The following is a 25,311-nucleotide window of genomic DNA, read 5'->3' as shown; positions in this document are numbered from 1 at the left end:
CCTTGAAGTAGTGCTGAGCGGGCGCCAAGTAAGAGTTCTTGCCACCTGCAAAATTCTGATGAAAGACCGATACAAAATGAAGCGTACAGGTTGCCAGATTTGGCAGTTTTCTAGACACTTTGCCTACTAAAAATAGCAATCTGGATAGCGCGCGCATCATGGACAACATTGATCGGGAACTCATCGCTCTACTGCGGGACAATGCCCGCACCCCTGTTATGACATTGGCCAAGAAGCTCAAGGTCGCCCGGGCCACTGTGCAGAATCGCCTGACTAAGCTCGAAGAGAGCGGCGTCATCATGGGCTACACGATCCGCCTTCAGTCCGATGCCATAGAGCGAGGGGTCAGGGCAATCACCAGCATTGCTATCAGTGGCCACCATGCCGCCGAGGTCAAACACGCTCTACGCGGGCATCCCAGCGTAGTCGCCATCCATACCACCAACGGCCGATGGGACCTGATGGCGGAGCTTCGGGCCGAAACACTGGAGGCCTTTGACAAGGCGCTCAACACCATTCGCTCCATTCAGTACATCGACAACACTGAAACCAGCATCCTGCTGTCGACCTTCAAGATGTAGTCCGAATTGGGCCGCCCGTACCTTGCTTTGCGCGACCTATCAAAATGCAACACAGACTATGCAAAGTGATAAGACAGGCCTTCGCGCATAACATTTTGTAGCGTTCCGGTTGGCAACTAGGGCTGGCAAAATGAGCACTTCTAGTCGACCGGGGCAGGATCCAACAACGGCAACACGCACACCGCGTCTCTAGAGTTCAATCACCTGACAGTTTGGTCAGGCCCTTGCGCTGGAATTTGCTTTCTCGTCTGCGTATTAACCAAACCCTCCGTTTTATGAGGTGCAACATTACTTATGCCCACATAAATCACCTTTCATCAGGAAGGAGGGAGAGGTTTTCTCAGAAAAAAAATAAGAGGTCAGTTATGCATCAAACCTGCAACTCGCAAGACGCGACTCACGGCGACGGACGAACACTTAAAAGACGGCTGGAAAATCGTCACATTCAGCTGATTGCGATCAGCGGCGCCATCGGCACGGGTCTCTTCATGGGGTCAGGGAAGATGATTGCGCTCTCCGGATCCTCAATCATCCTGGTCTACGCGATTATTGGGTTCTTCGTCTTTTGCATCATGCGGGCGATGGGAGAAATGCTCCTCGCCAACCTTGAAATGGGCTCGTTCGCCGAGCTTGTCCACCATTACCTCGGGCCACGCGCAGGATTCATACTGGCCTGGTCGTACTGGCTCAGTTGGGTAGTAGTCGCCGTCGGTGACGTGGTGGTGGTCGCGGGGTTCCTTCAATACTGGTATCCACACCTCCCCACATGGATTCCAGCCTTCAGCACCATGTTCCTGCTCCTGGCACTCAACATGCTGGCCGTGAAGGCTTTCGGTGAGGTGGAGTTCTGGTTCGGCCTGATCAAAATCATCGCCATCGTCGCCCTGGTCGTCACCGGGCTGGTGATGGTGGCCACGTCCTACACGTCCCCTGCCGGGGTAACCGCGTCCTTCAGCCACCTGGTAGCGCCCGGCGTCATGATGCCCCATGGCATCTTGGGTTTCCTTGCCGGCTTCCAGATCGCCATCTTCTCGTTCGTTGGCACCGAGCTTCTGGGCACCGCCGCAGCTGAAGCCCACAACCCGGAGAAAACGCTGCCCAAGGCCATCAACACCATCCCACTGCGCATCCTGCTGTTCTACGTCACGGCGCTTGCCTGCATCATCAGCGTGATCTCCTGGGCCAACGTGCCTGCAAACCGCAGCCCCTTCGTCGAGCTGTTCCTGCTGGGTGGCCTGCCGGCAGCCGCGGGGATGATCAACTTCGTGGTGATGACGTCGGCAGCCTCCTCGGCCAACAGCGGCGTGTACTCGGGCTCCCGCATGCTCTACGGCCTGTCTCACAACAAACAGGCACCGCAGGCTTTCGGGCGCCTGTCGGGCTCCGGCACACCGGTCCGCGCACTGGTGTTCTCGGGCCTTTGCATGGCGATTGCGCTGACCCTGCTGTTCGCCATCCCGGACATCATGGTGATCTTCACCTTGGTGTCGACGATTTCGGCTGTCATGGTTATCGTCACCTGGTCGTTGATCCTGCTGTCGTACTTCGCCTACCGCCGCAGCAACCACGAAGCTCACCTGCGCTCGACCTTCAAGCTCCCCGGTGGCAGGTTCACGGCAGGTATTTCCCTGGCGTTCCTGATGTTCGTCCTCTGCCTTCTCGCACTGGAGCCGGATACCCGCACCGCCCTGTACGTGATGCCCATCTGGTACATCGGCTTGCTGCTTGCCTATCGCCACAATGCGAAAGCGACGGTGTACCCGGCCGCCACCACAGCCTCTTGAGATGTTGAGAAAGGAAGATGCGAGTGAGCTCATCGACGTCAGGCATCAAGCTCGACCCTTCAACCAGAAAGAGGATCAAGCAGGCCGCTGCCTCTCTGGATCGAACACCGCATTGGTTCATGAAGAAGGCCGTGCTGTATTGGCTACACCGGGTCGAACACGGCTCAAGCGCATCAGAGCTGCTGAACGAGGGGGAGATCGACGCCGATAACCGCCCCCTCAATCGGCAGAAGCTGTAGATTTCTCGAGCGAGTCATTTACCCCCCAAGCACTGCATGCAGTGCTGGATTACAGGGGTTTGCACAGAAACGAAAAAAGGACCCGAAGGTCCTTTTTTTGATCGCTGCCAGGTTCAGTAAAATCCTGCTGCCCCAGGTCTGGATGGGCGACCGCGCCCCCAAGACATGAGTCAGATCCGAAAGCTGCCCACCCATTGCTGCAAACGCACCGTCTGGCGTTCCAAATCAGCACAGGCATTGTTCACCGTCTTGCTGTTGAGGGTCTCGATGTTGGTACTGTCATGTTCATGGCCGTCTTTGAGGGAGGGAAAGCAAGGGCGGTTATGCTCCCCTTGCTCTAACAGCAGACCCGGCTGTTATCAGGCCCGGTCACGACTCCGCCAGGTAAAAATCTGCACACGACAGCTGAATTCACAGCAGATGCGGGCAAGAACAGACACAGGCGCCAGAGCGGCCTTGTGCTGATCACATCACTCGCCCGCCCACTGCTCCCGTATGAATCGCTGCGCCATCAGCTGCAACAGACGATCATCGTCTCCCGCCGCGCCAATCACCTGCAGGCCCACTGGCATCCCCCTCACCTGCCCCACTGGCAGGCTGATCGCAGGTAACCCGATGAGGTTCCAGGCACTGGTGTGGCTGAGCACGGCAGCGCGCACATCAATGTCCTGCTCACCGACCCTGACCTCACGCGCATCCACCGCTGTCGCAGTGATCGGCACACTGGGCGAGACCAAAACGTCATAGCGCTCGAACACCTGCGCCATTGCGGCCTTGAGCCGTGCCTGGCTGGACTGTGCGCGGATGTATTGCCAACCCCTGACTTCACGCGACAACTCGAGGCGCTCGCGCACCTCGTCCTCGAACTTATGCGGTGCATGCTGCATGCGCTCGGCGTGTACGTCGTAGGCCTCGGCGCGCTGCAGCATCAGCAGGGTCTCTTTCATCTCGGCCGACAGGTGTTGCAGCTCGTCGACCTGTTGCAGGCCTTCGCCAAACAGCTGTTGCGCCGCCTGGTACACCTGGCGATCCACTTCCACGTCTACCGGGCCGAAGCTACCGGAAGTGATCCAGCCCACCCGCAACGGTCGGGGGTTGGCCAACGGCGCACACGTCCGCCCGGCGATGACCTCAAACAACAGGCGCGCATCCTCGACGTGGTTGGCGATCGGGCCCACGTGGTCGAGGCTCGACGCCAGCGGGAATACACCCTCGATCGGCACGCATGCAAACGACGGCTTGAAACCGACCGCGCCACACAGGGCCGAAGGAATACGGATCGACCCGCCGGTATCGGTGCCCAGCGCCAAGGGGACCATGCCGCTGGCGACCGCCGCGGCACTGCCGGCGCTGGAGCCGCCGGTGATGCAACGGGCGTCCCAAGGGTTGCGCGCAGCGCCCTGCAGTGAGCGATCGCCCGTAGGCCCGTAGGCGAATTCATGGGTCAAGGTCTTGCCGACTATCACCGCGCCCGCCTCACGCAAACGCTTCACACACAAGGCATCGTGTTCGGGTTGGAAGCCTGCGAAGTGCGCCGAACCGTACGTGGTGACGTAATCGAACGTATCGATGTTGTCTTTGACCGCCACGGGAATACCGTGCAACGGCCCCAGGTCCAGGCCCTGATCGAACAACTCATCGGCCTTGCGCGCCTGGGCCAGCGCCACAGGCGCATCGACGCAAACGAAGGTATTCAGGACCGGATTCAGGCGCTCGATGCTATCCAGGGCGGCCTGCGTCAGCTCGACACTGGTCAGGCTGCCCGCGCGAAGGCGCTGGGCCAATTCAATGACCGATTGACCGAAAAAATAACCCGCGTGGGTAGGCTTCGCCAGGCTCATACAAACAACTCCATCAAACCACTGCGGGTGTAGGGGAAAGGGCAACGTTGCGACTGCCGGGACGCACCATCAGCATCGCGCTCATGCCCAGCGCAGTGGCCACCGCCGCCGCTACGAACATCGACGAGTAGCCGTAGCGCACAGTCAGGTAGCCGGTCAGCATCGGCGCGATAAACGAAGCGGTATTGGCAATGAAGTGCGTCATGCCGCTGTAGGCGCCGACTCGGTTGGACGGCGCAGTGTCGATCACCACAGCCCAGTAAACGGAGTTCGGCAGTGCATTGAGGGCGTTGGCCACGGTCATCAGGGCAATCACACCCCAGACGGTCTGGGCTTGCGAAACCAGGATAAAACACAGCGTGGTCAACAGCAGGCAGGTTGCGGCCAGCCAGCTGCGCGCCACCTTCAGGTTGCCGGTGCGGCGTAGCAGCAGGTCGGATATCTTGCCGCCCAGCAACACGGTGAAGCAGGCGCCGGTCCACGGGATCATGCCCATGTACCACAGCGACGACAGGTTGTAGTGAAACTCGTCCTGCAGGTATTTGGGCGTCCAAGTGAGCAACAGGAACGTCACGTACACGAACGAGAAGTAACCGACCGCGTTGAGCAACAGGTCCTTGTTCTTGAAGAAATGCCACACCGGCGTAACGCTGCTGCCAGGGGGTGAAGCGTAAGTTGCCGCTGCACGCTCCTGCCGCAGGAACTCACGCTCGGCCTTGGACATCCGCGGGTTCTCATCAGGGGTGTTGGTGAAGCGCGTCATAAAGAAAATCAGCAGTGCCAGGCTGACCACGCCCAGTACCACGAACATGCTGCGCCAGTCGCCGGTCAGGGTTTGCAGGCCCACCGCCACCGGTGCCGTCAGCAGTGCCCCGAGCGGTGTGCTCAGCAAGCCGACGGAAACCACGAAGCCGCGCTCCTTGGGCGTGGCCCAGTTGGCGACGCTCTTGTTGATCACCGAATAGGCCGGGCCTTCGGCAAAACCAAACAAAACACGAATGGTGGCGAAACCGGCCATGGCCGAGCCCCCCATGAATGCGAGCCCCAGGTCGCCTGCAAAGGCGGTGGCGATCTCGAAGATCGACCAGGTGCCACCGGCAATCAGCCAGATGCGCTTGGCGCCAAAACGATCGGCCAGGATGCCGCCGATCAGCGCCCCGAGGATGTAGCCGTAACCGAAGAAGCCCAAGACATTGCCCCAGTCAGCCTTGTCGAAGCCGTACTCCGGAAGAATGCTCGCCGAGGCATAGGAAATCGCGCCGCGGTCAATGTAGTTGAGCAACGCCATGAGCATGATCAGGAAGAAAATCTGGTAGCGGAAACGCGGGATAGCGGGACTGTTCATAGGATCTGACTCTTCAAATGATGGCAGAAGTCAAAAAATCGGCCGCGTCCGGCGTATTTTTATTGTTTTACCCAAACGTTTGGGTTGTCGAAATGTAGAGACTGAAAAAGTGTTAGTCAATCGTTTGGGTAAAGTTTTATTTCGAGGGCTGGCGCATCGATTGGGATAGAATCGCGCGCAAGAAAACAGACGGTTGGAAGCCTCTCAGACATGCCGAATCAATCTCGTCCCGCCACACTGAAGTCCATGGCGACCGCGCTCGGGGTACACGTCTCGACGGTGTCTCGGGTGCTCAACGGCGACCCGGCGGGGGTCGAAAGAGCGGCTTCGACCGAAGTGGTGGCACGTATTCGTGCGCTGGCCAAAGAACTGGATTACCGGCCAAACACGCAGGCATCCAACCTGAAATTGCGTAAAAGCCAGGAAATCTGCGTGCTCATGCCGCGCCTCACCGACCTAGTGATGGCGACCATTTACGACAGCATCGACAGCGCGGCCGAGCAAGCGGGCTATCTCACGTTCGTCTCCAACACCGACGACCAACAGGTGCGGCAAATGGCCCGTGCCGAGCACGCCTTGCGCCGCTCGGTGGCCGGCCTGATCGTGGGTGACTCCCACGTGGGTGAGACCCAGCCACTGCTTGACCTGCTTAAACGCAAACACATTCCCTACGTCCTCGTCAGCCGCCAGATTGCCGGGCACTTGACGGCGGGCAGCGACGACGAAACGGGCGGCTGGCTGGCGGCCGAACACCTGTACCAACAGGGCTGCCGCGAGGTGGCGATATTGGCAGGCGAACGGCACGCCTCCACCGGGGCAGACCGTACCCGTGGGTTCATCCGTTATTACCGTGAGCAAGGCATCACCCTGCGCCCGGAGTGGATCCTCAATGGCCCTTTTGACAGCCTCACCGGGCACAAGCAAGGCGAGTACCTGCTGGGGCTCACCCCGGCCCCACAGGCGTTTTTCGCGGTCAACGACTTCCTGGCCATCGGCCTGATGGGCGCGGCGCGTGACAAGGGTTTGGAGCCGGGCAAGGACATTGCCGTGGTGGGTTTCAACGACATCCCGCTGGCCAAAGAACTGTTCGTGCCACTGACCAGCGTGCGCCTCCCACTGGCGCAGATGGGCCTGCATGCGGTGGAGTTGCTGCACAAGCGCATCAAGGGCGAGCCCGCCGAGTCGATCATCCTCGCCCCGCAATTGCAGGTGCGAGCGAGCTCCTCGCTGTTGCATCGCACGGCCTGAAGGGCGACTTCGCCCGAGCGCACAACGCGATGCAGTTTGTTGCAGACAGGGATATGCTAAGGCCCCATCCGCCCGGCGGGCCTGGCTTGCAAGGAATGCGTCATGGAACTCGTGGTTCATAGCTACTGCCTGAAAGGCGCGCGCCAAGAGCCTTTGCTGCCCCCTGTCACCCTCACACCCACCTCATTGACCTTGACGGTCGCCGAGCTCATTCGCCTGACCGTTGCCGAACAGATCGCCGCGCTGTCGGTCCAGCATTGGCTGGAACACCTGTCGGTGCGTGAAGTGCTCGACCGCCAATACCTGAGCGAGCGGGACGTTCTTCAACAAGCCCGTCAAGGCGCGGTGGTCATGCCGCAGGCCATCACGCCTCCAGACCTCGATGTCGGCGTTGAGGTCGAGCGGGCCTTGAAGGGTTTTGAAACCCGGGCGTTCCGCGTTCTGCACAACGGCGTCATGCTGCAACGGCTCGATGAGTCAATCGAGTTAAGCCCCCCCTCCACGCTCGCGTTTATCCGCCTGGTGCCGCTGATTGGCGGTTGACCCTCGTCGTTCACTTCCTCGGATCCCCTCATGCAATCACGCCGTCCTGTGCCCGAACAAGCCACACGCCTCGCTGCGCTGCGCGCATTCTGTGATAGCGCGCTGGATGCCTATCGCGAGCCCGACCGAGATGAAGAGTCCGAGCTCGATGTCTGGGACGACTCCGAGCTCCTGCGCATCGCCGATGACTGGGTCAGGCAGCATCCCGAGGACGGAGCCAAGGCACTGGCTGATGGTTTTGTGTTCCCGACCGTTTGGGACGACCTGGAAGACCACCGCGATCAACGGCGCTATGGCCTACAATATCAACTCTGCGACGCGTGGATCACCGCTCACCCGGACGCCTATGCACTGGAGCAGATCTGCGCGCGGCTGCAGCACATGCTGCAATTTGCCTTCGAGGACAGTGACTATCCATTGCCCACTGACGACGATGGCCCGGCCTACTACCGCAGAAGCCCAGACCAGGCCTGGGCCTTCCCTGACGTGCAGGACTGCATTAATCGCCTGAGCCATTACCCGCCCACCCCGGCCTGGCAGACCTTTGCCGAATGGCTGCTGGACGGCAGCTGGAACCGCGAGCAGCCCTCTTCGCTGCATGACGGAGAACGACGGAAAGTCGCCGATGCCTACATTTACGCGCACAAGGAAATCGAGCGCATCGCGCTGGGCCTGCTGGAAGCGGGCCGCCTCGATTACCCTCGCTTCGTCCGGGCGGCCAATACCTGGGGCCGCGCCATGATGTTCCATTCAGACGACACCGGGTTGGACAGCGATGACGTGGACCTGAATCGGTACGCCGAGGACGCCTTCGACGAGGACGATGCAAACGACGAGGCACCGGAAGACCAAGGCGTCGATGATGAATCGTCCCAGAGTGATGACGCCCTCACTGAAGAAGACGCTGCAGTGCCCCCTGAACTGGCGAACTTCACCGCACGTTATGTCGAGGACGCCCTGGCTGGGTTGCCCGATAACGCCGAGAAGCTGGCCGACACCTTCCGTTCGGTCGAGGTCTATCAGACCCGCTGGTTGTTGCAGGCCCTGGCAGTCATCGAACGACTGGGCATGACGCCAGACAACTTCTTCGACCGCTTCGGGGATACGGCAGCGGTGCTCGAACGCTTCCTGTTGCTTCAGGAATTGCCCAAAGACCAATCGGCAGAGCTACTGGCGGCACTGAGAGGTTTTTCCAGAAATACCCTGCTGACCGCCCTGCCCTACGCCGGACAAGCCAGCCGAGTGGTGCTCGACGCGCTCGGCTGGAGTGATCTGCAAGCCTTCCAGCGCGAGTACCTGAACATTGCCCTGGCACCTCAGTCCGGCTGGGGCACCGACCTGCCCAATACGCTGGATGAAAGCGTGGGCGTGGTGGACCGCTACCTGCTGGACAAGGCGCTGGCCGAGGCCGACCCCGACCACCTGCGCGAGTACCTCGCGGCACTCGAACCCTCGCACTGGGCGTTTCCCGAGACGCGTGTGCTGCTCGACGCCTACCAGGGCATCGGTCGACCGGCGTTGGAAAAGAAATTGACCCGCCACGCACAGGCGGCAATGCGCATCTATGGCGTACTGCCCGTCACGGATTCGGACGACGTACGCCAGCGCTATCTGACGCTGAAGAAACTGCACAAAGAGGTGCGCAAATACGGCGCTGAACGACAGGCCAACTCCCACGCAGCGGTGCAGGCAGGGCTGGCAAACCTGGCGCGTGTCGCCGGTTACCCCTCGGCGATGCGCCTGGAATGGGCCATGGAATCGGAGATCGCCGAATCCGCCCTGACGGCCGCCACCATCGATGGCTATGACGTCACGCTGGTCATCGACGGCTTGTCGCCCACGTTGCACATCAGCAAAGCCGGAAAGCCCCTCAAAACCGCGCCACCTGCAATTCGCAAAAGCCCAGATTTTGTCGCCCTCAAAACCCAGCAGACCCAACTCAAGGAACAGATCGCACGCTTCTGCCGCACCCTGGAAGCGATGATGAGCAGCGGCGAAACCCTGACGCTGGACGAACTGAAGCCGCTGTTGAAAATGCCCGCAGTGCGCCTGCTGCTGGAACAACTGATCGTGCAGGCCGACGACGCGACGCTGGGCTGGCTCGATGCCGCAACGCTGACAGTGACAGACCTTGAAGGCCGCCAACACGTGGCGAAAAAGAACCTGCGTATTGCTCACCCATTTCATCTGTTCACGGCAGGACAACTGTCGGCCTGGCAGAAAGAAGTGGTGAGCCATCGCCGCGTGCAGCCGTTCAAACAAGCTTTCCGCGAGCTGTACCTGCTGACACCGGCCGAGCGAGACACCGGCCTGTGGTCCAACCGTTTTGCCGGCCACCGCCTGAAAAGCAAAGTAGCCGCCCGCTTGTTGCAGGTCCGCAACTGGTCGACCTCAAGCGTCGAGGACATCTATTACGAAAGCAAAGAACACGGCATTTACGCCCTGTTCAACTTTCTGGACACCGGCCATTACCTCTCGGAAACAGAACACTTTACCTTCGACACCATTGCCTTCTACCGCGACCAGAAAGCCATACCCCTTGAGCAAGTGCCGCCGCTGCTGTTCTCGGAAGTCATGCGGGACGCCGACCTGCTGGTCTCCGTGGCCCACGCCGCAGACGGGTACAGCACCAGCAACGAAACCCTGCAACGACGCGCCGAACTGGTCGACGAGTTGATTCAGGGCTTAGGGTTACGAAACGTACGATGTGAAGGGCATTTTTTGCACATTACCGGCCAGCGTGCCAACTACCGCATTCACCTGGGCAGCGCAGCCATCCATATCGAACCCGGCAACTACCTGTGCATCGTGCCCGCAAGCAGGAGCTTCACGGAGCTCTACCTGCCGTTCGCCGACACCGACCAGAAGATGGCCGAGGTGCTGAGCAAGATGTTCCTGCTGCTGGACGACCTGAACATCACCGACAGCCTGATACTGGAGCAGATACAGCGCGGTGGCTGATATTGGCTTGCGCGCTGGAAAGCGTGATTTAGGCAGAAACGTAAAAAGGACCCGAAGGTCCTTTTTGCGATCGCTGCATATTTCAATTGAACTATGCAGCGCTATGTTTGGAGCGGGAAACGAGACTCGCATCTAGCGTCCGACCCATTGAAATCTAAGGGGTTTATTTTCTTGCCGAAGCAGGAAAAGACTCAATTCTGGACTTGTTTTTGAAGTGTATCAAGGACCAAGAAGGCGTGGCTTCGGACTATGAGATTTGATTCGACCCACAGCCGATCGGACGACAAGCAATCTCATGACTCCCGAGAGCACACCCACCGAGGAAGAGTTTTCCAGCATCCACCACTGCTTAAGGCAAAGAGGTGCCTACGAAACGCAGAACGACTCAGTTCCGCTCAGCAATACGTTAGAATCACCGCCCTAAAAACAAAAAGAACCAGATGCACAAAAAAATGGAAAAAGAAAGATTACATTATGGAATATCAGGAAACGCAAAATGAGCACTAATGAACAAGTACAAAGCACCGGCAAACACAGCGCCAAGTGGCAGGAACGCTTCAAATTTTTTGACACTTATGGCTCGCCGAGCGACCCACGATACAAGGCCGCAATCAAGACGCTGCCTGGCTTCAAGAAAAAAATGCTCATTAACGCCAACGTGATTGCGTTCTTCTTCGGGCCTATTTATCTATTCGTCTTGGGTCTCTGGAAGAAAAACCTGGCCATGCTGGGCATCATTCTTGCGATCAATGTCGTGGCGAGTGTCATCTTTGCGCTCTTGGGCATGGACTTCCCTAAACCGCTGAACACGGGTCTGAACGTCGCTGTCTCCATGACTTACGCGCTCATGACCAACTACTCGTACTACCTGAAAGAAGTGAAAGGCGAACAAAGCTGGAATCCGTTCCAAGGCATGCGTTTCTGATTACAGACTTAGCCAGTCAAGAGCCCGCACCTCATCATGAGGATGCGGGTTTTTTTTATTGATCGGAGCCCTCCACTTCGATGCGCAAACAAGTAGCGTTGCGCAGGGACAACCTGGTCCAGCAAGTGACGCACGATCTCCAGCGCCTGAACCGACAACGGCACGATATAAGGCGGTACATTTTGGGTCTGCTTACCTGGCTTCCGCATCGCTAGCTGGAGTTGTTTCACCACTTCCGCCGGTATGACCCACAAGCGCTTCTCCAGATCAAACTGGTCGGGTGTCGCCAACCGCAATTCTCCCGTGCGGACACCGGTCAGCAACAACAACCGAAGGCCAAGCCGAGTTTAGTTGGCGCCACCGTAGTTTCGAAGAGCAGCCATCAATGATGGGAGCTCACCCATTCGGAGAAACGGATTGTGCACTACAGGGGGTTTGGGAAGTGCGCCCACATCAAGGTCTGAAGCCGGGTTGTGTTCCAGCCCCTCAATCTTAACCAGCGCATAACGGAACAATTGGTTGAACCAGGTCCGGCATTTTTCGGCGGTCGTTAAGGCCTTGCGCTGTTCAATCCTGCTTAGTAAATCCAGCAGATCGTGACGATTGATGTCGTAGACAGGCCGTCCACCCAGTATGGGCAGGACGTCTTTACTGAAGATTCTCAAGATTTGCGAGAGCGTGCTCTGACGTCCTTCCTTCAGGCTGAGCCTGCGGAACTCTACCCACTGATTGAACACGGCCTCGAAGGTGTGCTCCTTCGCAACATGAACAGCAAGTCGCTGTTGTTTACGGTGCTCATCGGGATTGATGCCTTGGGCAACCAAGGTACGGGCTTCATCACGACGGGTACGGGCTTCTTTAAGCCCAATTTGGGGGTAACTACCGAGGGACATGCGCTTCTGTTTGCCCGCCCAGTAATAACGGAAGAGCCAGACTTTTCCGCCTCTGGCCGTCACATTGAGCGTGAGACCATCACTGTCGCCGAGGGTGTAGTCATTACCGGTGATTCGGGCATGCCGAACTGTCATTTCTGAGAGTGCCATCGCGAGCTCCTGAACAGAGTCAGGGCCAGATGCTCATCTCGCTACACAAACTGCTCCAGCATTAAACCGATTCAGTGCTCGTCAGAATCCTGGACTCAATTCTGGACTTAAACGCACCGGATAGTGCTGGATTTCAGTGGTTCCCGCTGGAACGAAAAAAGGGCCTAAAGGCCCTTATTTCAATCACTTACAAAATTCAGTGGAACTCTGCAGCGCAATATTTGGAGCGGGAAACGAGACTCGAACTCGCGACCCCGACCTTGGCAAGGTCGTGCTCTACCAACTGAGCTATTCCCGCGTCTTGGTGGTGCGCATTCTATAGAATTCAGAACCGCCGTCAACCCCTTGATTCAAAAAAGTTTTATTTCTTTTCCGTATCGGTCTTCAGGTGGGGCCAGGCAGCCCGCAGGTACTGGAGCATGGACCACAAGGTCAGGCCGGCTGCAACCAACAGCAAGGCATAACCTACCAGCACCCAGAAGCTGAAATCGGATGGGTTGGCCAGCAGGATCACCAGCGCCAGCATCTGCGCGGCGGTTTTCCATTTGCCCATGTTGGAGACCGCCACCTGTGCGCGGGCGCCCAGTTCGGCCATCCATTCGCGCAACGCCGAGACGACGATTTCACGACCGATGATCACCGCCGCCGGCAGGGTCAGCCACAGGTTGCCGTGTTCCTGCACCAGCAGGACCAGGGCCACCGCCACCATCAGCTTGTCAGCCACCGGATCGAGGAAGGCCCCGAACGGGGTGCTTTGCTCCAGGCGGCGTGCCAGGTACCCGTCCAGCCAGTCGGTGGCAGCCGCAAAGGCAAACACCGAACTGGCGGCCATATAGCTCCAGCTATAGGGCAGGTAAAACAGCAATATGAAAATCGGGATAAGCAGGACGCGTAGAACGGTGATCAGATTAGGGATATTCATCGGCACAACTGGCTACGAGGTGAGGTGGCATTCTACTCGCTGTGCAGGTTTGCATAAATCAACTCAGCAAGCTTTTTACTGATCCCCGGTGCTTTGGCGATCTCTTCGATGCTTGCACGAGACAGCTCCTGCAATCCACCAAAATGTTTAAGAAGGTCGCGAGACGCTTTGGACCGACCCCCGCCACCCCTTCCAGGGTCGAGGTGCGCCGGGTCTTGCCGCGCCGGGCGCGGTGGCCGGTGATGGCAAAACGGTGAGCTTCGTCGCGAATCTGTTGGATCAAATGCAGCGCTGGCGAATCGCCCTTCAGGGTGAATTCATGGGCAGCGTCGTTGAGGTACAGGGTTTCGAACCCCGCCTTGCGCGTTGCGCCCTTGGCCACGCCAAGCAGGATCAGGTCCGGCACCGCCAGTTCATTGAGCACATCACGGGCCATGGACAACTGGCCCTTGCCGCCGTCCACCAGGAGGATATCCGGCAGTTTGCCTTCTCCGTCCTTGAGCTTGCTGAAGCGTCGGGTCAGTGCCTGGTGCATCGCCGCGTAGTCATCACCGGCGGTCACGCCTTCGATGTTGTAGCGACGGTAGTCGGATTTGATCGGCCCTTCCGGGCCGAACACCACGCAGGACGCGACCGTTGCCTCGCCGCTGGAGTGGCTGATGTCGTAGCACTCCAGGCGCTGCGGTGGCTCGTCCAGGTTCAGCACTTCGGCCAAGGCGTCGAAGCGCGCAGCCACATGCTGCCGATTGGCCAGCCGAGCGTTCAGCGCCTGTTCGGCATTGGTCACCGCCAGCTGCTGCCACCGCGCCCGAGTGCCGCGCACCCGATGGCTGATGCTCAGCTCGCGACCACGCAGTTCGTGGATTGCCGCAATCAGGGTCGGGAAGTCGTCATTGACCACGTTGACGATCAATTCGCTGGGCAGGTCGCGCTCGGGGCTGCTGACAAAATACTGGCCAAGGAACGCCGACATGACTTGCGCCACCTCTTCCTCGATACCCACCTGAGGGAAGAAGTTCTTGCTGCCCAACACCCGCCCACCGCGCACGCTGATCAGGTGCACACAGGCGCCGCCCGGGTTGACGAACGCCGCGACCACATCCACGTCGCCGGTCCCGCCTTCCATGCTTTGCTGGTCCTGGACCCGGCGCAGCAGGGAGATCTGGTCGCGCAGTTCCGCAGCCCGTTCGAAATCCAGGGTGCTGGCCGCGGCCTCCATGCCGCTGGAGAGTTCGTCGGTCAGGGCATTGCTGCGCCCCTCGAGAAACATCACCGAGTGGCGCACGTCCTCGGCATACACCTCAGGTTCCACTAGGCCGACACAGGGTGCCTTGCAGCGCTTGATCTGATACTGCAGGCACGGTCGGGTGCGGTTCTTGTAATAACTGTCCTCACACTGACGGACCATAAAGGTCTTCTGCAGCAAGCTGAGGCTTTCACGAATGGCGCCGGCGCTCGGGTAAGGACCGAAGTACTTGCCCTTCTGCTTCTTGGCCCCACGATGAATGCTGAAACGCGGAAAGGCCCCATCCGACAGAAACACATAGGGATAGGACTTATCGTCACGCAGCAGGATGTTGTACGGCGGGCGCCACTCCTTGATCAGCGTCTGCTCCAACAGCAGCGCTTCGGTTTCGTTGGCGGTGATGGTTGTTTCGATCTGGGCGATGCGCGCCACTAGGGCAGCGGTCTTCGGCGCCTGGCCGGTCTTGCGGAAGTAACTCGCCAGACGGTTTTTCAGATTCTTGGCTTTACCCACATAGAGCAGGCGCGCATCGCTGTCGAACATGCGATACACGCCAGGACGGCCACTGCAGGTAGAGAGAAAAGCACTGGGATCAAACAGGTCGGTCATTTCAGAGGCTGGCATCGACCATGCCGTGACGAACCGCCAGCAACGTCAGTTCGACGTCACTGCTGATCGAGAGCTTCTCGAAAATTCGATAACGGTAGGTATTCACGGTTTTCGGCGACAAACACAACTTGTCGGAAATGATCTGCACCTTCTGGCAGCCAACGATCATCAGGGCGATTTGAATCTCCCGCTCCGACAACGCATCAAAGGGCGAATCACTGGATGGCTGGAAGGACTTGAACACCAACTGCTGGGCAATTTGCGGACTGATGTAGCGCTGTCCGGCAAAGACCAAACGAATGGCCTGAACCATTTCATTGAGCCCTGCGCCTTTGGTCAGATAGCCGGCCGCACCGGCTTGCAGCAGCCGGGTGGGGAATGGATCTTCTTCGCAGACGGTCACAGCAACGACTTTGATATCTGGATGACTGCGCAATAATTTGCGCGTGGCTTCAAGACCGCCAATCCCGGGCATCTTGACGTCCATGAGAACCACATCGGGTTTCAACTCCCGCGCCTTGAGCAGGGATTCCTCTCCCGACTCGGCCTGTCCGACTACTTGCAGGCCATCGATGTCAGCCAGCATTCGTGTAATGCCTGTACGAACGAGATCGTGATCATCGACTACTAGCACCCTAATCAAGCAGACACCTCGCGATATGGTCTTTATAGGTTGTCGGACACCTTAGCAAAAAAGCGACGTACAAACTAATCGCAAGCGCTATATAAAAGCCAACCGCCGGAGATAAGCAATAACAGGTCGCATCAGCCTCAATAAGGCCCCGGCCCCTGCTAGAGGCTCGGGCGCTCCATCATCAGGAAGCACTCGTCCTGCCCCACCACCGCCAGGCCCATCCGCTCATAGAGGCGACGAGCCGGGTTGTCGTTGAATACGGTGAGGCGCAGCAGGCGACGCTGCTCCGCGCGCGCCATGCCCAATACCTGTTCGATGGCCCAGGCACCCGCCCCTTGCCCGCGCCAGGCTTCAAGCACATGCAACTCGCGGATGTACAGCGCCCGCAGGTCGCGACTCAGGCTGACAAAGCCCAGTACCCCGGACGAATCGCAAATCATTAGGTTTTTCCGACCGGCCCAGGCCACATCGAAGGCCTCGTCCTGCCACAGCAAATCATGCCGAATGTAATAAGCCAGCAGGTTCGAACGCGCCAGATCACGGGCGAACACCAGGTCGGCCTCACCCGCTGGGCGCCAGTCAAACCCGCTCATGAATGCTCCACGGTCAGCACCTGTCCGTGCCAGACGCCGGCCCGGTAGCGGGCAATCACCAGTTGATCACCGACACCCGAGGACGCGGCAATCAGCTCGCCGTCTTCGCCCCAGACCGCACTGCGCCCCGCCGATACCCAACCGCCGGTAGGGCCACCATGGTTGGCCATCAGCACCCGCATCCCGTACTGCCGGGCATAACCCTGCAGCACAGCACTGTCTGCGGCGTAACCCTGCTCACTGATCAACACCCCCGCCGCGTAGACACCGGCACCTGCATCCGCAGCGGCCTGGGCATGGCTGGCCTGGGCGAAGTCAGCACAAACCGCAAGGGCGATGCGATGCTCGTCGAACTGCAGGGGCGAACCGCCCAGGCCCGGGGTAAAAAATACCTCCTCGCCGCTGTGCAGATGCTGCTTGCTATAGAGCTGCAAACAGCCATCGGCGCCCAACACCAAGGCCCCGATCAACACTCCGGCATCAGCCTGCAGGCGAATCGGCAGCCCCACCACCGCCGTCAACCCCAGCTCCCGGGCCAGGTCCCGCAGCGGTTGCAGCAGCGTCGCCTCGGGCGACAAGGCCAAGCTCGCTGCCAAACCGGGTTCATAGCCCGTCAATGACAGCTCGGGAAACACCAGCAACTGCACACCCTGCCCTGCCGCGACCCGCATGAATTCGAGGTGCCGGGCGATATTGCCCGGCAGGTCACCGGCGATGGAAATGCACTGGGCGGCAGCGAGAGTCAATGGTGTCATGGGGCTTCCTGCGGGAGGGATTGGCGCAAGGCGGCGAGTGTCGCATAAAAAATCGCGCTCGCTGACCCGGCGTCCACCCATAGCCAGACCTTAGTCACATGATAGAAATTACCCATTGAATCGCCGCCCCTGCCTCTAGTAAGCTCGGCCCACTTTCACGGAGAAACAGCATGTTGCCCCGCACCCTTTCCCTGCATCGCCACACCGCCAGCGCCCTGCGCTCGGTCGCGGCTGCCTGGGCAAATGGCAACAGCGCTCCAGTGAACGTTTATTTTGGGTATTGGTTTAGCCATTGGCGCGCCTGATACCCAAACCGGCGCCCACTTTCACGGGTCGCCCACCAGAGAACTTCTCACCCCCGGTCGGCTTCCCGACCGGGGGTTTTGTTTTTTAGGGCTTAACGTTTTTCAAGCAACACACCGAACTCACTGAGGATTGATCACATGAACACCACTTATTACCGCAACGACACAGCCTACGCCTGGCGATTTAGCAGCCTCCGCTCGGGACAGCCTGCCGCCTCCGATCGGTCACCCACAGGTGGCAAGCCATCACTCGAAGCCAACCCGGCCAATTGTCGAACACCCCAGTAGGGCCGCGCGCGGGGAGCCACCCGCCGCCAGCCCAGGAAGCCTTGAACATGAACTCGTCCGTCTCCGCTCTGCCGCTGTCCACCCTGTCTTCTGCCAATGAAGCCCTGAGCCTGCGTCTGCCCAGCTCATTGCAACTCAAGCAACAGCTGCCGCTGTCCACCGCACTGGCCCAGCAAGTAGCCGCCCATCGCCAAGCGGTGCGCGCCATCCTCGACGGTGTCGACTCCCGTCTGCTGGTGGTCGTTGGCCCTTGCTCCATCCATGATCCGCAATCTACCCTGGAATACGCTGCCAAGCTGGCCGAACTGAGCACCGAGCTCAGCGACGACCTGCTGTTGGTGATGCGCGCCTACGTGGAAAAACCGCGCACCACCGTCGGTTGGAAAGGCCTGGCCTACGACCCGCACCTGGATGGCAGTGACGACATGGCCGGTGGCCTGACCCTGTCCCGGGAGCTGATGCGCGAGATGCTGCGCCTCGGCCTGCCGATCGCTACCGAGCTGCTGCAACCCATGGCCGCGGGTTACTTCGATGACCTGCTGAGCTGGGTGGCGATTGGTGCGCGCACCACCGAATCGCAGATCCACCGGGAAATGGCCAGCGGCCTGGACATGCCCGTGGGCTTCAAGAACGGCACCGACGGCGGCGTAGCCATCGCCTGTGATGCCATGCGTTCGGCGGCTCACCCGCACCGCCACTTCGGCGTCGACAGCCAGGGCCACCCGGCGATCATCCAGACCCCAGGCAACCCGGACACTCACTTGGTGCTACGTGGCGGCCATCGTGGGCCGAACTACGACCGCCAGAGCGTGGCCCAGGTCCAGCGCGACCTGCACAAGCTGTCGATCCCGGCGCGGATCATGGTCGACTGCAGCCACGCCAACAGCGGCAAGGACCCATTGCGCCAACCGGCGGTGTTCAACGACGTGCTGGAGCAGCGCCTGCAAGGCGACCGTTCGCTGGTGGCGGTGATGCTCGAAAGCCATCTGTTCGAAGGCTGCCAACCGCTGAGTGCTTCCATGCGTTACGGCGTATCGATCACCGATGGCTGTCTGGGCTGGGACGCCACCGAGCACTTGCTGCGCAATGCCGCGCAACAGTTGCAACGCAGCCGGCTTCACCAGCCAATCCCCGCCTGACCACCGCCCCATGTAGGAGCTGGCTCGCCAGCGATAGCGCCGCCAAGATCACCACCTGATCCAAGGCCCCATCGCCGGCAAGCCGGCTCCTACAAAAATATCGCCCTATCCCCCATGTAGGAGCTGGCTCACCAGCGATGGCGCCGCCAAGATCACCACCTGATCCAAGGGCCCCATCGCCAGCAAGCCAGCGGCCAAAAAAATGCTCGGCGGCAATGACTTGAAGGAACTTTGGCAAGAAATAGCCACCTGAATCCGGTAGTCTCAGCACTTTCTTGAAAGGAGCAACTCCCCATGGCCAAAGCCACTGCCCGTCACATCCTGGTTGCCAGCGAAGCCAAGTGCAACGAACTCAAAGCCGAAATCGAAGCCGGCGCCGACTTTGGCGACGTTGCGAAAAAGAACTCCACCTGCCCGTCCAGCCGTGACGGCGGCAACCTGGGTTCCTTCGGCCCAGGCCAGATGGTCAAGGAATTCGACACCGTGGTCTTCAGCGCCCCGGTCAACGTCGTGCAAGGCCCAGTGAAAACCCAGTTCGGTTATCACCTGCTGGAAGTGACCAGCCGTCAGGACTGATCCTGTCGCGATTGATTCAGCCGACGGCCCGCCTTTTGGTGGGCCGTTGTGTTTGCGACAGCGGAAGCGCTGGCCTGCCACACGCGGCTAGCGTACAAATCGTGGTCATCGATCACCCGGCTCTTAAGGCTGACCATGCGCTTGCTTTTCCCTACATTGATTGTCGGCGCCCTGAGCCTGCTGCTCAGCGCCACCGCCGCCCAGGCAGCCCCGCAACACGCCCTGACCGTCTACGGCGAACCGGCCAAATACCCCGCCGGCTTCAGCCACTTCGCCTACGCCAACCCCCAGGCCCCGAAAGGCGGGATCATGCGCCGCGCCGCCCTGGAGATTGGCCGCTTCGACCATGTGCTGCCTTATATCGACAAAGGCATCGGCGTCTCCCAGCTCGACGGCATGCTCTATTCGCCCCTGGCCCAGCGCTCCCTGGATGAGCCCTACACGGTCTACGGCCTGGTGGCTGAAAAGATGGAGCGCGCCGACGACGGCCTGTGGCTGCGTTTCTACCTCAACCCCAAGGCGCGTTTCGCCGACAACACGCCGATCACCGCCGAAGACGTGCGCTACAGCTACAACCTGCTGATGACCCAGGGCAGCCTGCGCTACCGCACCCAGTTTGCCGATGTCAAAGGTGTCGAAGTGGAGTCGCCACGGGTGATCCGCTTCGACTTCAAAAGCAATGAAAACCGCACCCTGCCCCTGGATGTCGCGACCCTGCCGGTGTTCCCCGAACACTGGTGGAAGAGTCGCGACTTCGCTGGCGGCGGGGGCTATGAAGCACCCCTGGGCAGCGGCCCCTACAAGGTCAGCAAGGTGGACTCGGGCAACAGCATCACCTTCACCCGCGACGCCGACTGGTGGGGCAAGGACCTGCCCGTGAGCCGCGGCCTGTACAACTTCGACCGTTTCAGCGTGGAGTACTTCGGCGACATCGACGTGGCCCGGCAAGTGCTGCGCGGCGGTGCCTTCGACTACAACCGCGAGTTCTCCGCCACCGGCTACTCCATCCTCTACAACAGCCCGGCCCTCGACGACGGCCGCCTGCAAAAAGCCCACCTGGCCAAGTCCGCGCCGCAACCGGCCCAGGGCTATGTGTTCAACCTCGACCGGCCGATGTTCCAGGACCGCCGAGTGCGCCAGGCCCTGGCCATGCTCTGGGACTTCGAATGGAGCAACCGGCAGATGATGCGCGACATGTACATCCGCCAGCAGAGCGTCTTCTCCAACACCGCGCTGGCCGCCAGGGCCTTGCCGGACGCCGAAGAACTGAAAATCCTCGAACCCTTGCGCGGGCAGATTCCCGATGAAGTCTTCACCCAGGTGTTCGAGGCGCCGAAGACCGACGGCAGCGGCGTGATCCGCGACAAGCAACTGCAAGCCCTGGCGCTGCTGGAGCAAGCCGGCTGGAAGCCCGAGGGCGACGTGTTGGTCAATGCCCAGGGCGAGCCCCTGAGCTTCACCTTCCTGATCACCCAAAGCTCCATCGAACGCTTGCTGCTGCCCTATAAACGCAACCTGGCGCAGATCGGCATCACCCTCAACATCCGCCGCATCGACTCCTCGCAGTACGTCAACCGCCTGATGGCCCGGGACTACGACATGATCGTCACCGGCTACCCGGTCAGCACCTCGCCAGGCATGGAGCTGGACAACTACTTCGGCTCGGCATCGGCCAACGACGCCGGTTCCAACAACTACATGGTGCTCAAGAACCCGGCGGTGGACAGCCTGGTACAGGGCTTGGTCAAGGCCACCAGCCAGGCGCAGATGCTGCGCTACGCCCACGCCCTGGACCGGGTGCTGCAATGGAACTACTACTGGATCCCCAACTACTACCCGCCGGGCACCTCCACGGTGTGGTGGAACCGCTTCGGCCGGCCAGCTGTTGCGGCCAGCAATGACGAAGCCATCGAAAGCTGGTGGGAAGTCAGCAGCAAGCCGCTGACCAACGAAGAAATGGCCGCCGAACTGATCCGTCGCGGCAAACCCGGAGGGCGCCACTGATGCTGGCTTATATCCTGCGGCGACTGCTGCTGATCATTCCCACGCTGCTGATCATCCTTCTGGTGAACTTCGTCATCGTCCAGGCCGCCCCCGGCGGCCCGGTGGAGCAAGCCATCGCACACCTGCAAGGCATTGGTGGCGGCCCCAGCGTCGGGGGCTCCGGCGACGGCGTCAGCAGTGGCGGCTCGCGAGCCAGCCGCGGCCTGGACCCGAAGCTGATTAAGGACATCGAGAAACAGTACGGTTTCGACAAGCCGGCCCACGAACGCCTGTGGCTGATGCTCAAGAGTTACGCCCAGCTGGACTTCGGCCAGAGCTTCTTTCGCGGCGCCACGGTCACCGACCTGATCCTGGAAAAAATGCCGGTGACCATTTCCCTCGGGCTCTGGGCGACCCTGATCACCTACCTGGTGTCGATCCCCCTGGGGATTCGCAAGGCGGTGCACCACGGCAGCCATTTCGACATCTGGAGCAGCACCGCGATCATCATCGGCTACGCCATGCCCGCGTTCCTGTTCGCCATGTTCCTGATCGTGCTGTTTGCCGGCGGCACCTCGCTCAACTGGTTCCCGGTGCGCGGGTTGGTGTCGGAGAACTTCGAACAACTCAGCACCCTGGGCAAGGTCGCCGACTACTTCTGGCACCTGGTGCTGCCGGTGACGTCGCTGGTGATCGGCGGCTTCGCCACCCTGACCATCCTCACCAAAAACTCCTTCCTCAACGAAATCACCCGCCAGTACGTGGTCACCGCCCGGGCCAAGGGCCTGAGCGAGCGCCGAGTGCTCTATGGCCACGTGTTCCGCAACGCCATGCTGCTGGTGGTCTCGGGGATACCCCAGGCCTTTATCAGTGTGTTCTTCGCCGGTTCGCTGTTGATCGAGGTGATTTTCTCCCTCGATGGCCTGGGCCGCATGAGCTATGAAGCCGCGGTGTCCCGGGATTATCCGGTGGTGTTCGGCTCGCTGTTTATCTTCACCTTGTTCGGCCTGCTGATAAAACTCATCGGCGACCTGTGCTACACCCTGGTCGACCCGCGCATCGACTTCGCCGCGAGGAACGCCTGATGCTCAAGCTCTCTCCTCTGGCGCGTCGGCGCTTCGACCGTTTCAAGAAAAACCGCCGCGGCTGGTGGTCGCTGTGGCTGTTTATCGGCCTGTTTATCCTGACCCTGGGCGGCGAACTGATCGCCAACGACAAGCCTCTGGTGGTCAGCTATCAAGGCTCGTTGTATTTCCCGGCCTTCAAGCGTCACACCGAGCAGGAGTTCGGCGGCCAGTTGCCGTTCCAGGCCGACTATCGCAGCAGCTACGTGCAACAACTGATTCGCCAGGACGGCGGCTGGCTGCTGTTCCCGCCGATTGCCTTCAGTGAAGACACCCCCAACTATGACCTGACCCGCCCCGCCCCCAGCCCGCCCAGCGCGGAGAACTGGCTGGGCACCGACGATCAGTCCCGGGACGTGGCCGCACGGGTGATCTACGGTGCCCGCGTGTCGATCCTGTTCGCCCTCGCCCTGACTGCCATCAGCGCCCTGATCGGCATCGCCGCCGGCGCCTTGCAAGGCTACTACGGTGGCTGGGTCGACCTGCTGGGCCAGCGCTTGCTGGAGGTGTGGTCCGGGCTGCCGGTGCTGTACCTGCTGATCATCCTCTCCGGGTTCGTCGAGCCGAACTTCTGGTGGCTGCTAGGGATCATGGCGCTGTTCTCCTGGCTGGCCCTGGTGGACGTGGTACGCGCCGAGTTCCTGCGCGGGCGCAACCTGGAGTACGTCAAGGCAGCCCGGGCCCTGGGCCTGAGCGACCGCAAGGTGATCCTGCGGCACATCCTGCCCAATGCGATGAACGCCACGCTGAGCTATCTGCCGTTCATCCTCACCGGCGCCATCTCCACCCTCACCGCCCTGGATTTCCTCGGCTTCGGCATGCCCGCCGGCAGCGCGTCACTGGGCGAGCTGATTGCCCAGGGCAAGCAGAACCTGCAGGCGCCGTGGCTGGGCTTGACCGCCTTTTTCACCCTGGCGCTGATCCTCTCGCTGCTGGTGTTTATCGGCGAGGCGTTGCGCGATGCGTTTGATCCCCGATCTTGATCCACGATTTTGTTCTTCGATCTTGATCCACGTTTATAAAGCGGACTGTAAAACATGACTGAAGCCCTGATCGAAATTCGCAACCTCAGCGTCGCCTTCAACGGCCAGGCGGTGGTGCGCGACCTGTGCCTGGACATCCGCCCTGGCGAATGCCTGGCCCTGGTAGGCGAGTCCGGCTCGGGTAAATCGGTGACCGCCCACTCGATCCTGCAGCTGCTGCCCGACACCGGCTGCCAGAGCAGTGGCAGCGTGCGCTATCGCGGCCAGGAGCTGCTGGGGGCCAACCGCGCAACCCTGCAAAAACTGCGGGGCAATCGCATCGCCATGATCTTCCAGGAACCCATGACCTCGCTCAACCCGCTGCACAGCGTGGAAAAGCAGATCGGCGAAACCCTGCTCCTGCACCGTGGCCTGGGGGGCAAGGAGGCGCAGGCGCGGATCCTCGAACTACTGAAACTGGTGGGCATCCAGAAGCCCAAGGAACGGCTCAAGGCCTACCCCCATCAACTCTCCGGCGGCCAGCGTCAGCGGGTAATGATCGCCATGGCCCTGGCGTGCGAGCCGGAACTGCTGATTGCCGATGAGCCCACCACTGCCCTGGACGTGACGGTGCAGCGCAAGATCCTGTTGCTGCTCAAATCCCTGCAGCAGCGCCTGGGCATGTCCCTGCTGCTGATCAGCCACGACCTGAACCTGGTGCGACGCATCGCCCAGCGCGTGTGCGTGATGAAGGCCGGGCAGATCGTCGAACAGGCCGACTGCGAAACCCTGTTTAACGCACCGCAACACCCTTACAGCTGCGAACTGCTGCACGCCGAGCCCGAAGGGCAAGCCCTGCCCCGGGACGAACGCGAGGTGGTGCTGCAGGTGGACAACCTGAGCGTGCAGTTCCAGATCGGCGGCGGCCTGTTCCGCCGCAAGCAATACCTGCGAGCGGTGGACGGCATCAGCCTGAGCCTGCAACGGGGCAAGACCCTGGGCATCGTCGGCGAGTCCGGTTCGGGCAAATCAACCCTGGGCCAGGCGATCCTGCGCCTGCTGGAATCCGAGGGCAGCATCCGCTTCCAGGGTGAGTCGCTGGATGGCCTCAACCAGAAGCAACTGCGACCCTGGCGCAAACAGATGCAGGTGGTGTTCCAGGACCCGTTTGCAGCCTCAGCCCGCGCATGTCGGTGGCGCAGATCATCAGCGAAGGCCTGGAAGTCCACAGTCAGTGCGGCGCCCAGGCGTGTGAGGAGCAGGTGATCCAGGTGCTCAAGGAAGTCGGCCTGGACCCGGACAGCCGCCACCGTTACCCCCATGAATTCTCCGGGGGCCAGCGCCAGCGCATCGCTATTGCCCGGGCCCTGGTGCTCAAGCCGGCGCTGATTTTGCTGGACGAGCCCACCTCGGCCCTGGACCGCACCGTGCAGAAACAGGTGGTGGCGCTGCTGCGCCAACTGCAGGAAAAACACGGCCTGACGTACCTGTTCATCAGCCACGACCTGGCGGTGGTCCGCGCCCTGGCCCACGACATGATCGTGATCAAGGACGGCCAAGTGGTGGAACGCGGCGCCAGCGACGACGTCTTCAACACCCCCCAACACCCCTATACCCAGGAACTGCTCGCCGCCGCCCATCCCGGCTAACCCAAGGGCCCCTTCG

At 60.5% G+C, this 25,311-nt stretch carries 18 protein-coding genes, 1 tRNA gene and 3 pseudogenes; 13 read left to right on the top strand and 9 right to left on the bottom strand.

Going from position 1 to position 25,311, the window contains the following annotated elements; translation table 11 throughout:
• Positions 1-158 precede the first annotated feature (158 nt).
• The 3 genes from M1B35_RS14615 to M1B35_RS14605 all read left to right on the top strand — a co-directional run bounded on the left by M1B35_RS14615 (position 159) and on the right by M1B35_RS14605 (position 2,604).
• Positions 159-581: an Lrp/AsnC family transcriptional regulator gene (locus M1B35_RS14615; protein ID WP_123334216.1), complete on the top strand. Its 423-nt coding sequence runs from the start codon at positions 159-161 to the stop codon at positions 579-581.
• Between the two features lie 365 nt (positions 582-946).
• Positions 947-2,365: an amino acid permease gene (locus tag M1B35_RS14610; RefSeq protein WP_123334218.1), complete on the top strand. Its 1,419-nt coding sequence runs from the start codon at positions 947-949 to the stop codon at positions 2,363-2,365.
• A 17-nt stretch (positions 2,366-2,382) separates the two neighbouring features.
• Positions 2,383-2,604: a transcriptional regulator gene (locus M1B35_RS14605; RefSeq protein WP_259740407.1), complete on the top strand. Its 222-nt coding sequence runs from the start codon at positions 2,383-2,385 to the stop codon at positions 2,602-2,604.
• Positions 2,605-3,074: 470 nt separating this feature from the next.
• Here M1B35_RS14605 and M1B35_RS14600 read toward each other — a convergent pair whose 3' ends face one another.
• Positions 3,075-4,445, bottom strand: a complete 1,371-nt coding sequence (locus M1B35_RS14600) for an amidase (RefSeq protein ID WP_268262315.1) — start codon at positions 4,443-4,445, stop codon at positions 3,075-3,077.
• A gap of 13 nt (positions 4,446-4,458) precedes the next feature.
• Positions 4,459-5,790 carry an MFS transporter gene (locus M1B35_RS14595; RefSeq protein ID WP_123334224.1) on the bottom strand — a complete coding sequence of 444 codons (1,332 nt, stop codon included), beginning with the start codon at positions 5,788-5,790 and terminating at the stop codon, positions 4,459-4,461.
• Between the two features lie 210 nt (positions 5,791-6,000).
• On the opposite strand from M1B35_RS14595, the gene M1B35_RS14590 reads away from it, so the two are divergent.
• The 4 genes from M1B35_RS14590 (at position 6,001) to M1B35_RS14575 (ending at position 11,467) form a co-directional block, all read left to right on the top strand.
• A complete protein-coding gene (locus tag M1B35_RS14590; RefSeq protein WP_123334226.1) occupies positions 6,001-7,038 on the top strand; it encodes a LacI family DNA-binding transcriptional regulator in 1,038 nt (345 codons plus the stop codon).
• A gap of 102 nt (positions 7,039-7,140) precedes the next feature.
• Positions 7,141-7,581 carry a hypothetical protein gene (locus M1B35_RS14585; protein WP_268262314.1) on the top strand — a complete coding sequence of 147 codons (441 nt, stop codon included), beginning with the start codon at positions 7,141-7,143 and terminating at the stop codon, positions 7,579-7,581.
• Positions 7,582-7,611: 30 nt separating this feature from the next.
• Positions 7,612-10,542 carry a DUF4132 domain-containing protein gene (locus M1B35_RS14580; protein WP_268262313.1) on the top strand — a complete coding sequence of 977 codons (2,931 nt, stop codon included), beginning with the start codon at positions 7,612-7,614 and terminating at the stop codon, positions 10,540-10,542.
• A 496-nt stretch (positions 10,543-11,038) separates the two neighbouring features.
• Complete coding sequence (locus M1B35_RS14575) at positions 11,039-11,467, top strand: DUF2628 domain-containing protein (protein ID WP_123334232.1); 429 nt, start codon at positions 11,039-11,041, stop codon at positions 11,465-11,467.
• 74 nt (positions 11,468-11,541) lie between these two features.
• Here M1B35_RS14575 and M1B35_RS14570 read toward each other — a convergent pair.
• The 7 genes and pseudogenes from M1B35_RS14570 to M1B35_RS14540 all read right to left on the bottom strand — a co-directional run.
• Positions 11,542-12,510 (bottom strand): annotated as a pseudogene (locus M1B35_RS14570) (tyrosine-type recombinase/integrase); the annotation flags it as partial.
• 222 nt (positions 12,511-12,732) lie between these two features.
• A tRNA-Gly gene (locus M1B35_RS14565) sits at positions 12,733-12,808 on the bottom strand.
• Positions 12,809-12,871: 63 nt separating this feature from the next.
• Positions 12,872-13,432 (bottom strand): CDP-diacylglycerol--glycerol-3-phosphate 3-phosphatidyltransferase, encoded by a 561-nt coding sequence (pgsA, locus tag M1B35_RS14560; protein WP_123334234.1) that lies wholly within the window; start codon positions 13,430-13,432, stop codon positions 12,872-12,874.
• A 32-nt stretch (positions 13,433-13,464) separates the two neighbouring features.
• Positions 13,465-15,287 (bottom strand): annotated as a pseudogene (gene uvrC / locus M1B35_RS14555) (excinuclease ABC subunit UvrC).
• 1 nt (position 15,288) lies between these two features.
• Positions 15,289-15,930, bottom strand: coding sequence for a response regulator transcription factor GacA (gacA, locus tag M1B35_RS14550; RefSeq protein WP_011061841.1), 642 nt, complete (start codon positions 15,928-15,930; stop codon positions 15,289-15,291).
• A 149-nt stretch (positions 15,931-16,079) separates the two neighbouring features.
• Entirely contained in the window at positions 16,080-16,514 is a 435-nt protein-coding gene (locus M1B35_RS14545) for a GNAT family N-acetyltransferase (RefSeq protein WP_268262312.1), read from the bottom strand.
• Positions 16,511-17,269 (bottom strand): carbon-nitrogen hydrolase family protein, encoded by a 759-nt coding sequence (locus tag M1B35_RS14540; RefSeq protein WP_268262311.1) that lies wholly within the window; start codon positions 17,267-17,269, stop codon positions 16,511-16,513. The genes M1B35_RS14545 and M1B35_RS14540 overlap by 4 nt, the downstream gene beginning before the upstream one ends.
• A gap of 640 nt (positions 17,270-17,909) precedes the next feature.
• On the opposite strand from M1B35_RS14540, the gene M1B35_RS14535 reads away from it, so the two are divergent.
• The 6 genes and pseudogenes from M1B35_RS14535 (at position 17,910) to M1B35_RS14510 (ending at position 25,295) form a co-directional block, all read left to right on the top strand.
• Positions 17,910-19,001 (top strand): 3-deoxy-7-phosphoheptulonate synthase, encoded by a 1,092-nt coding sequence (locus M1B35_RS14535; protein WP_268262310.1) that lies wholly within the window; start codon positions 17,910-17,912, stop codon positions 18,999-19,001.
• Positions 19,002-19,295: 294 nt separating this feature from the next.
• Positions 19,296-19,577, top strand: a complete 282-nt coding sequence (locus M1B35_RS14530; RefSeq protein WP_123334243.1) for a peptidylprolyl isomerase — start codon at positions 19,296-19,298, stop codon at positions 19,575-19,577.
• Positions 19,578-19,712: 135 nt separating this feature from the next.
• Positions 19,713-21,581, top strand: coding sequence for an extracellular solute-binding protein (locus M1B35_RS14525; protein WP_268262309.1), 1,869 nt, complete (start codon positions 19,713-19,715; stop codon positions 21,579-21,581).
• Complete coding sequence (locus M1B35_RS14520; RefSeq protein ID WP_123334247.1) at positions 21,581-22,645, top strand: microcin C ABC transporter permease YejB; 1,065 nt, start codon at positions 21,581-21,583, stop codon at positions 22,643-22,645. The genes M1B35_RS14525 and M1B35_RS14520 overlap by 1 nt, the downstream gene beginning before the upstream one ends.
• A complete protein-coding gene (locus M1B35_RS14515) occupies positions 22,645-23,667 on the top strand; it encodes an ABC transporter permease (protein ID WP_123334249.1) in 1,023 nt (340 codons plus the stop codon). The genes M1B35_RS14520 and M1B35_RS14515 overlap by 1 nt, the downstream gene beginning before the upstream one ends.
• A 54-nt stretch (positions 23,668-23,721) precedes the next feature.
• A pseudogene (locus M1B35_RS14510) lies at positions 23,722-25,295 on the top strand (ABC transporter ATP-binding protein).
• Positions 25,296-25,311 lie beyond the last annotated feature (16 nt).

The organism is Pseudomonas morbosilactucae, assembly GCF_023241665.1.
In the GTDB taxonomy this organism is placed as follows: Bacteria; Pseudomonadota; Gammaproteobacteria; order Pseudomonadales; family Pseudomonadaceae; genus Aquipseudomonas; species Aquipseudomonas morbosilactucae.
This window is presented reverse-complemented; position numbering and strand designations above follow the sequence as displayed.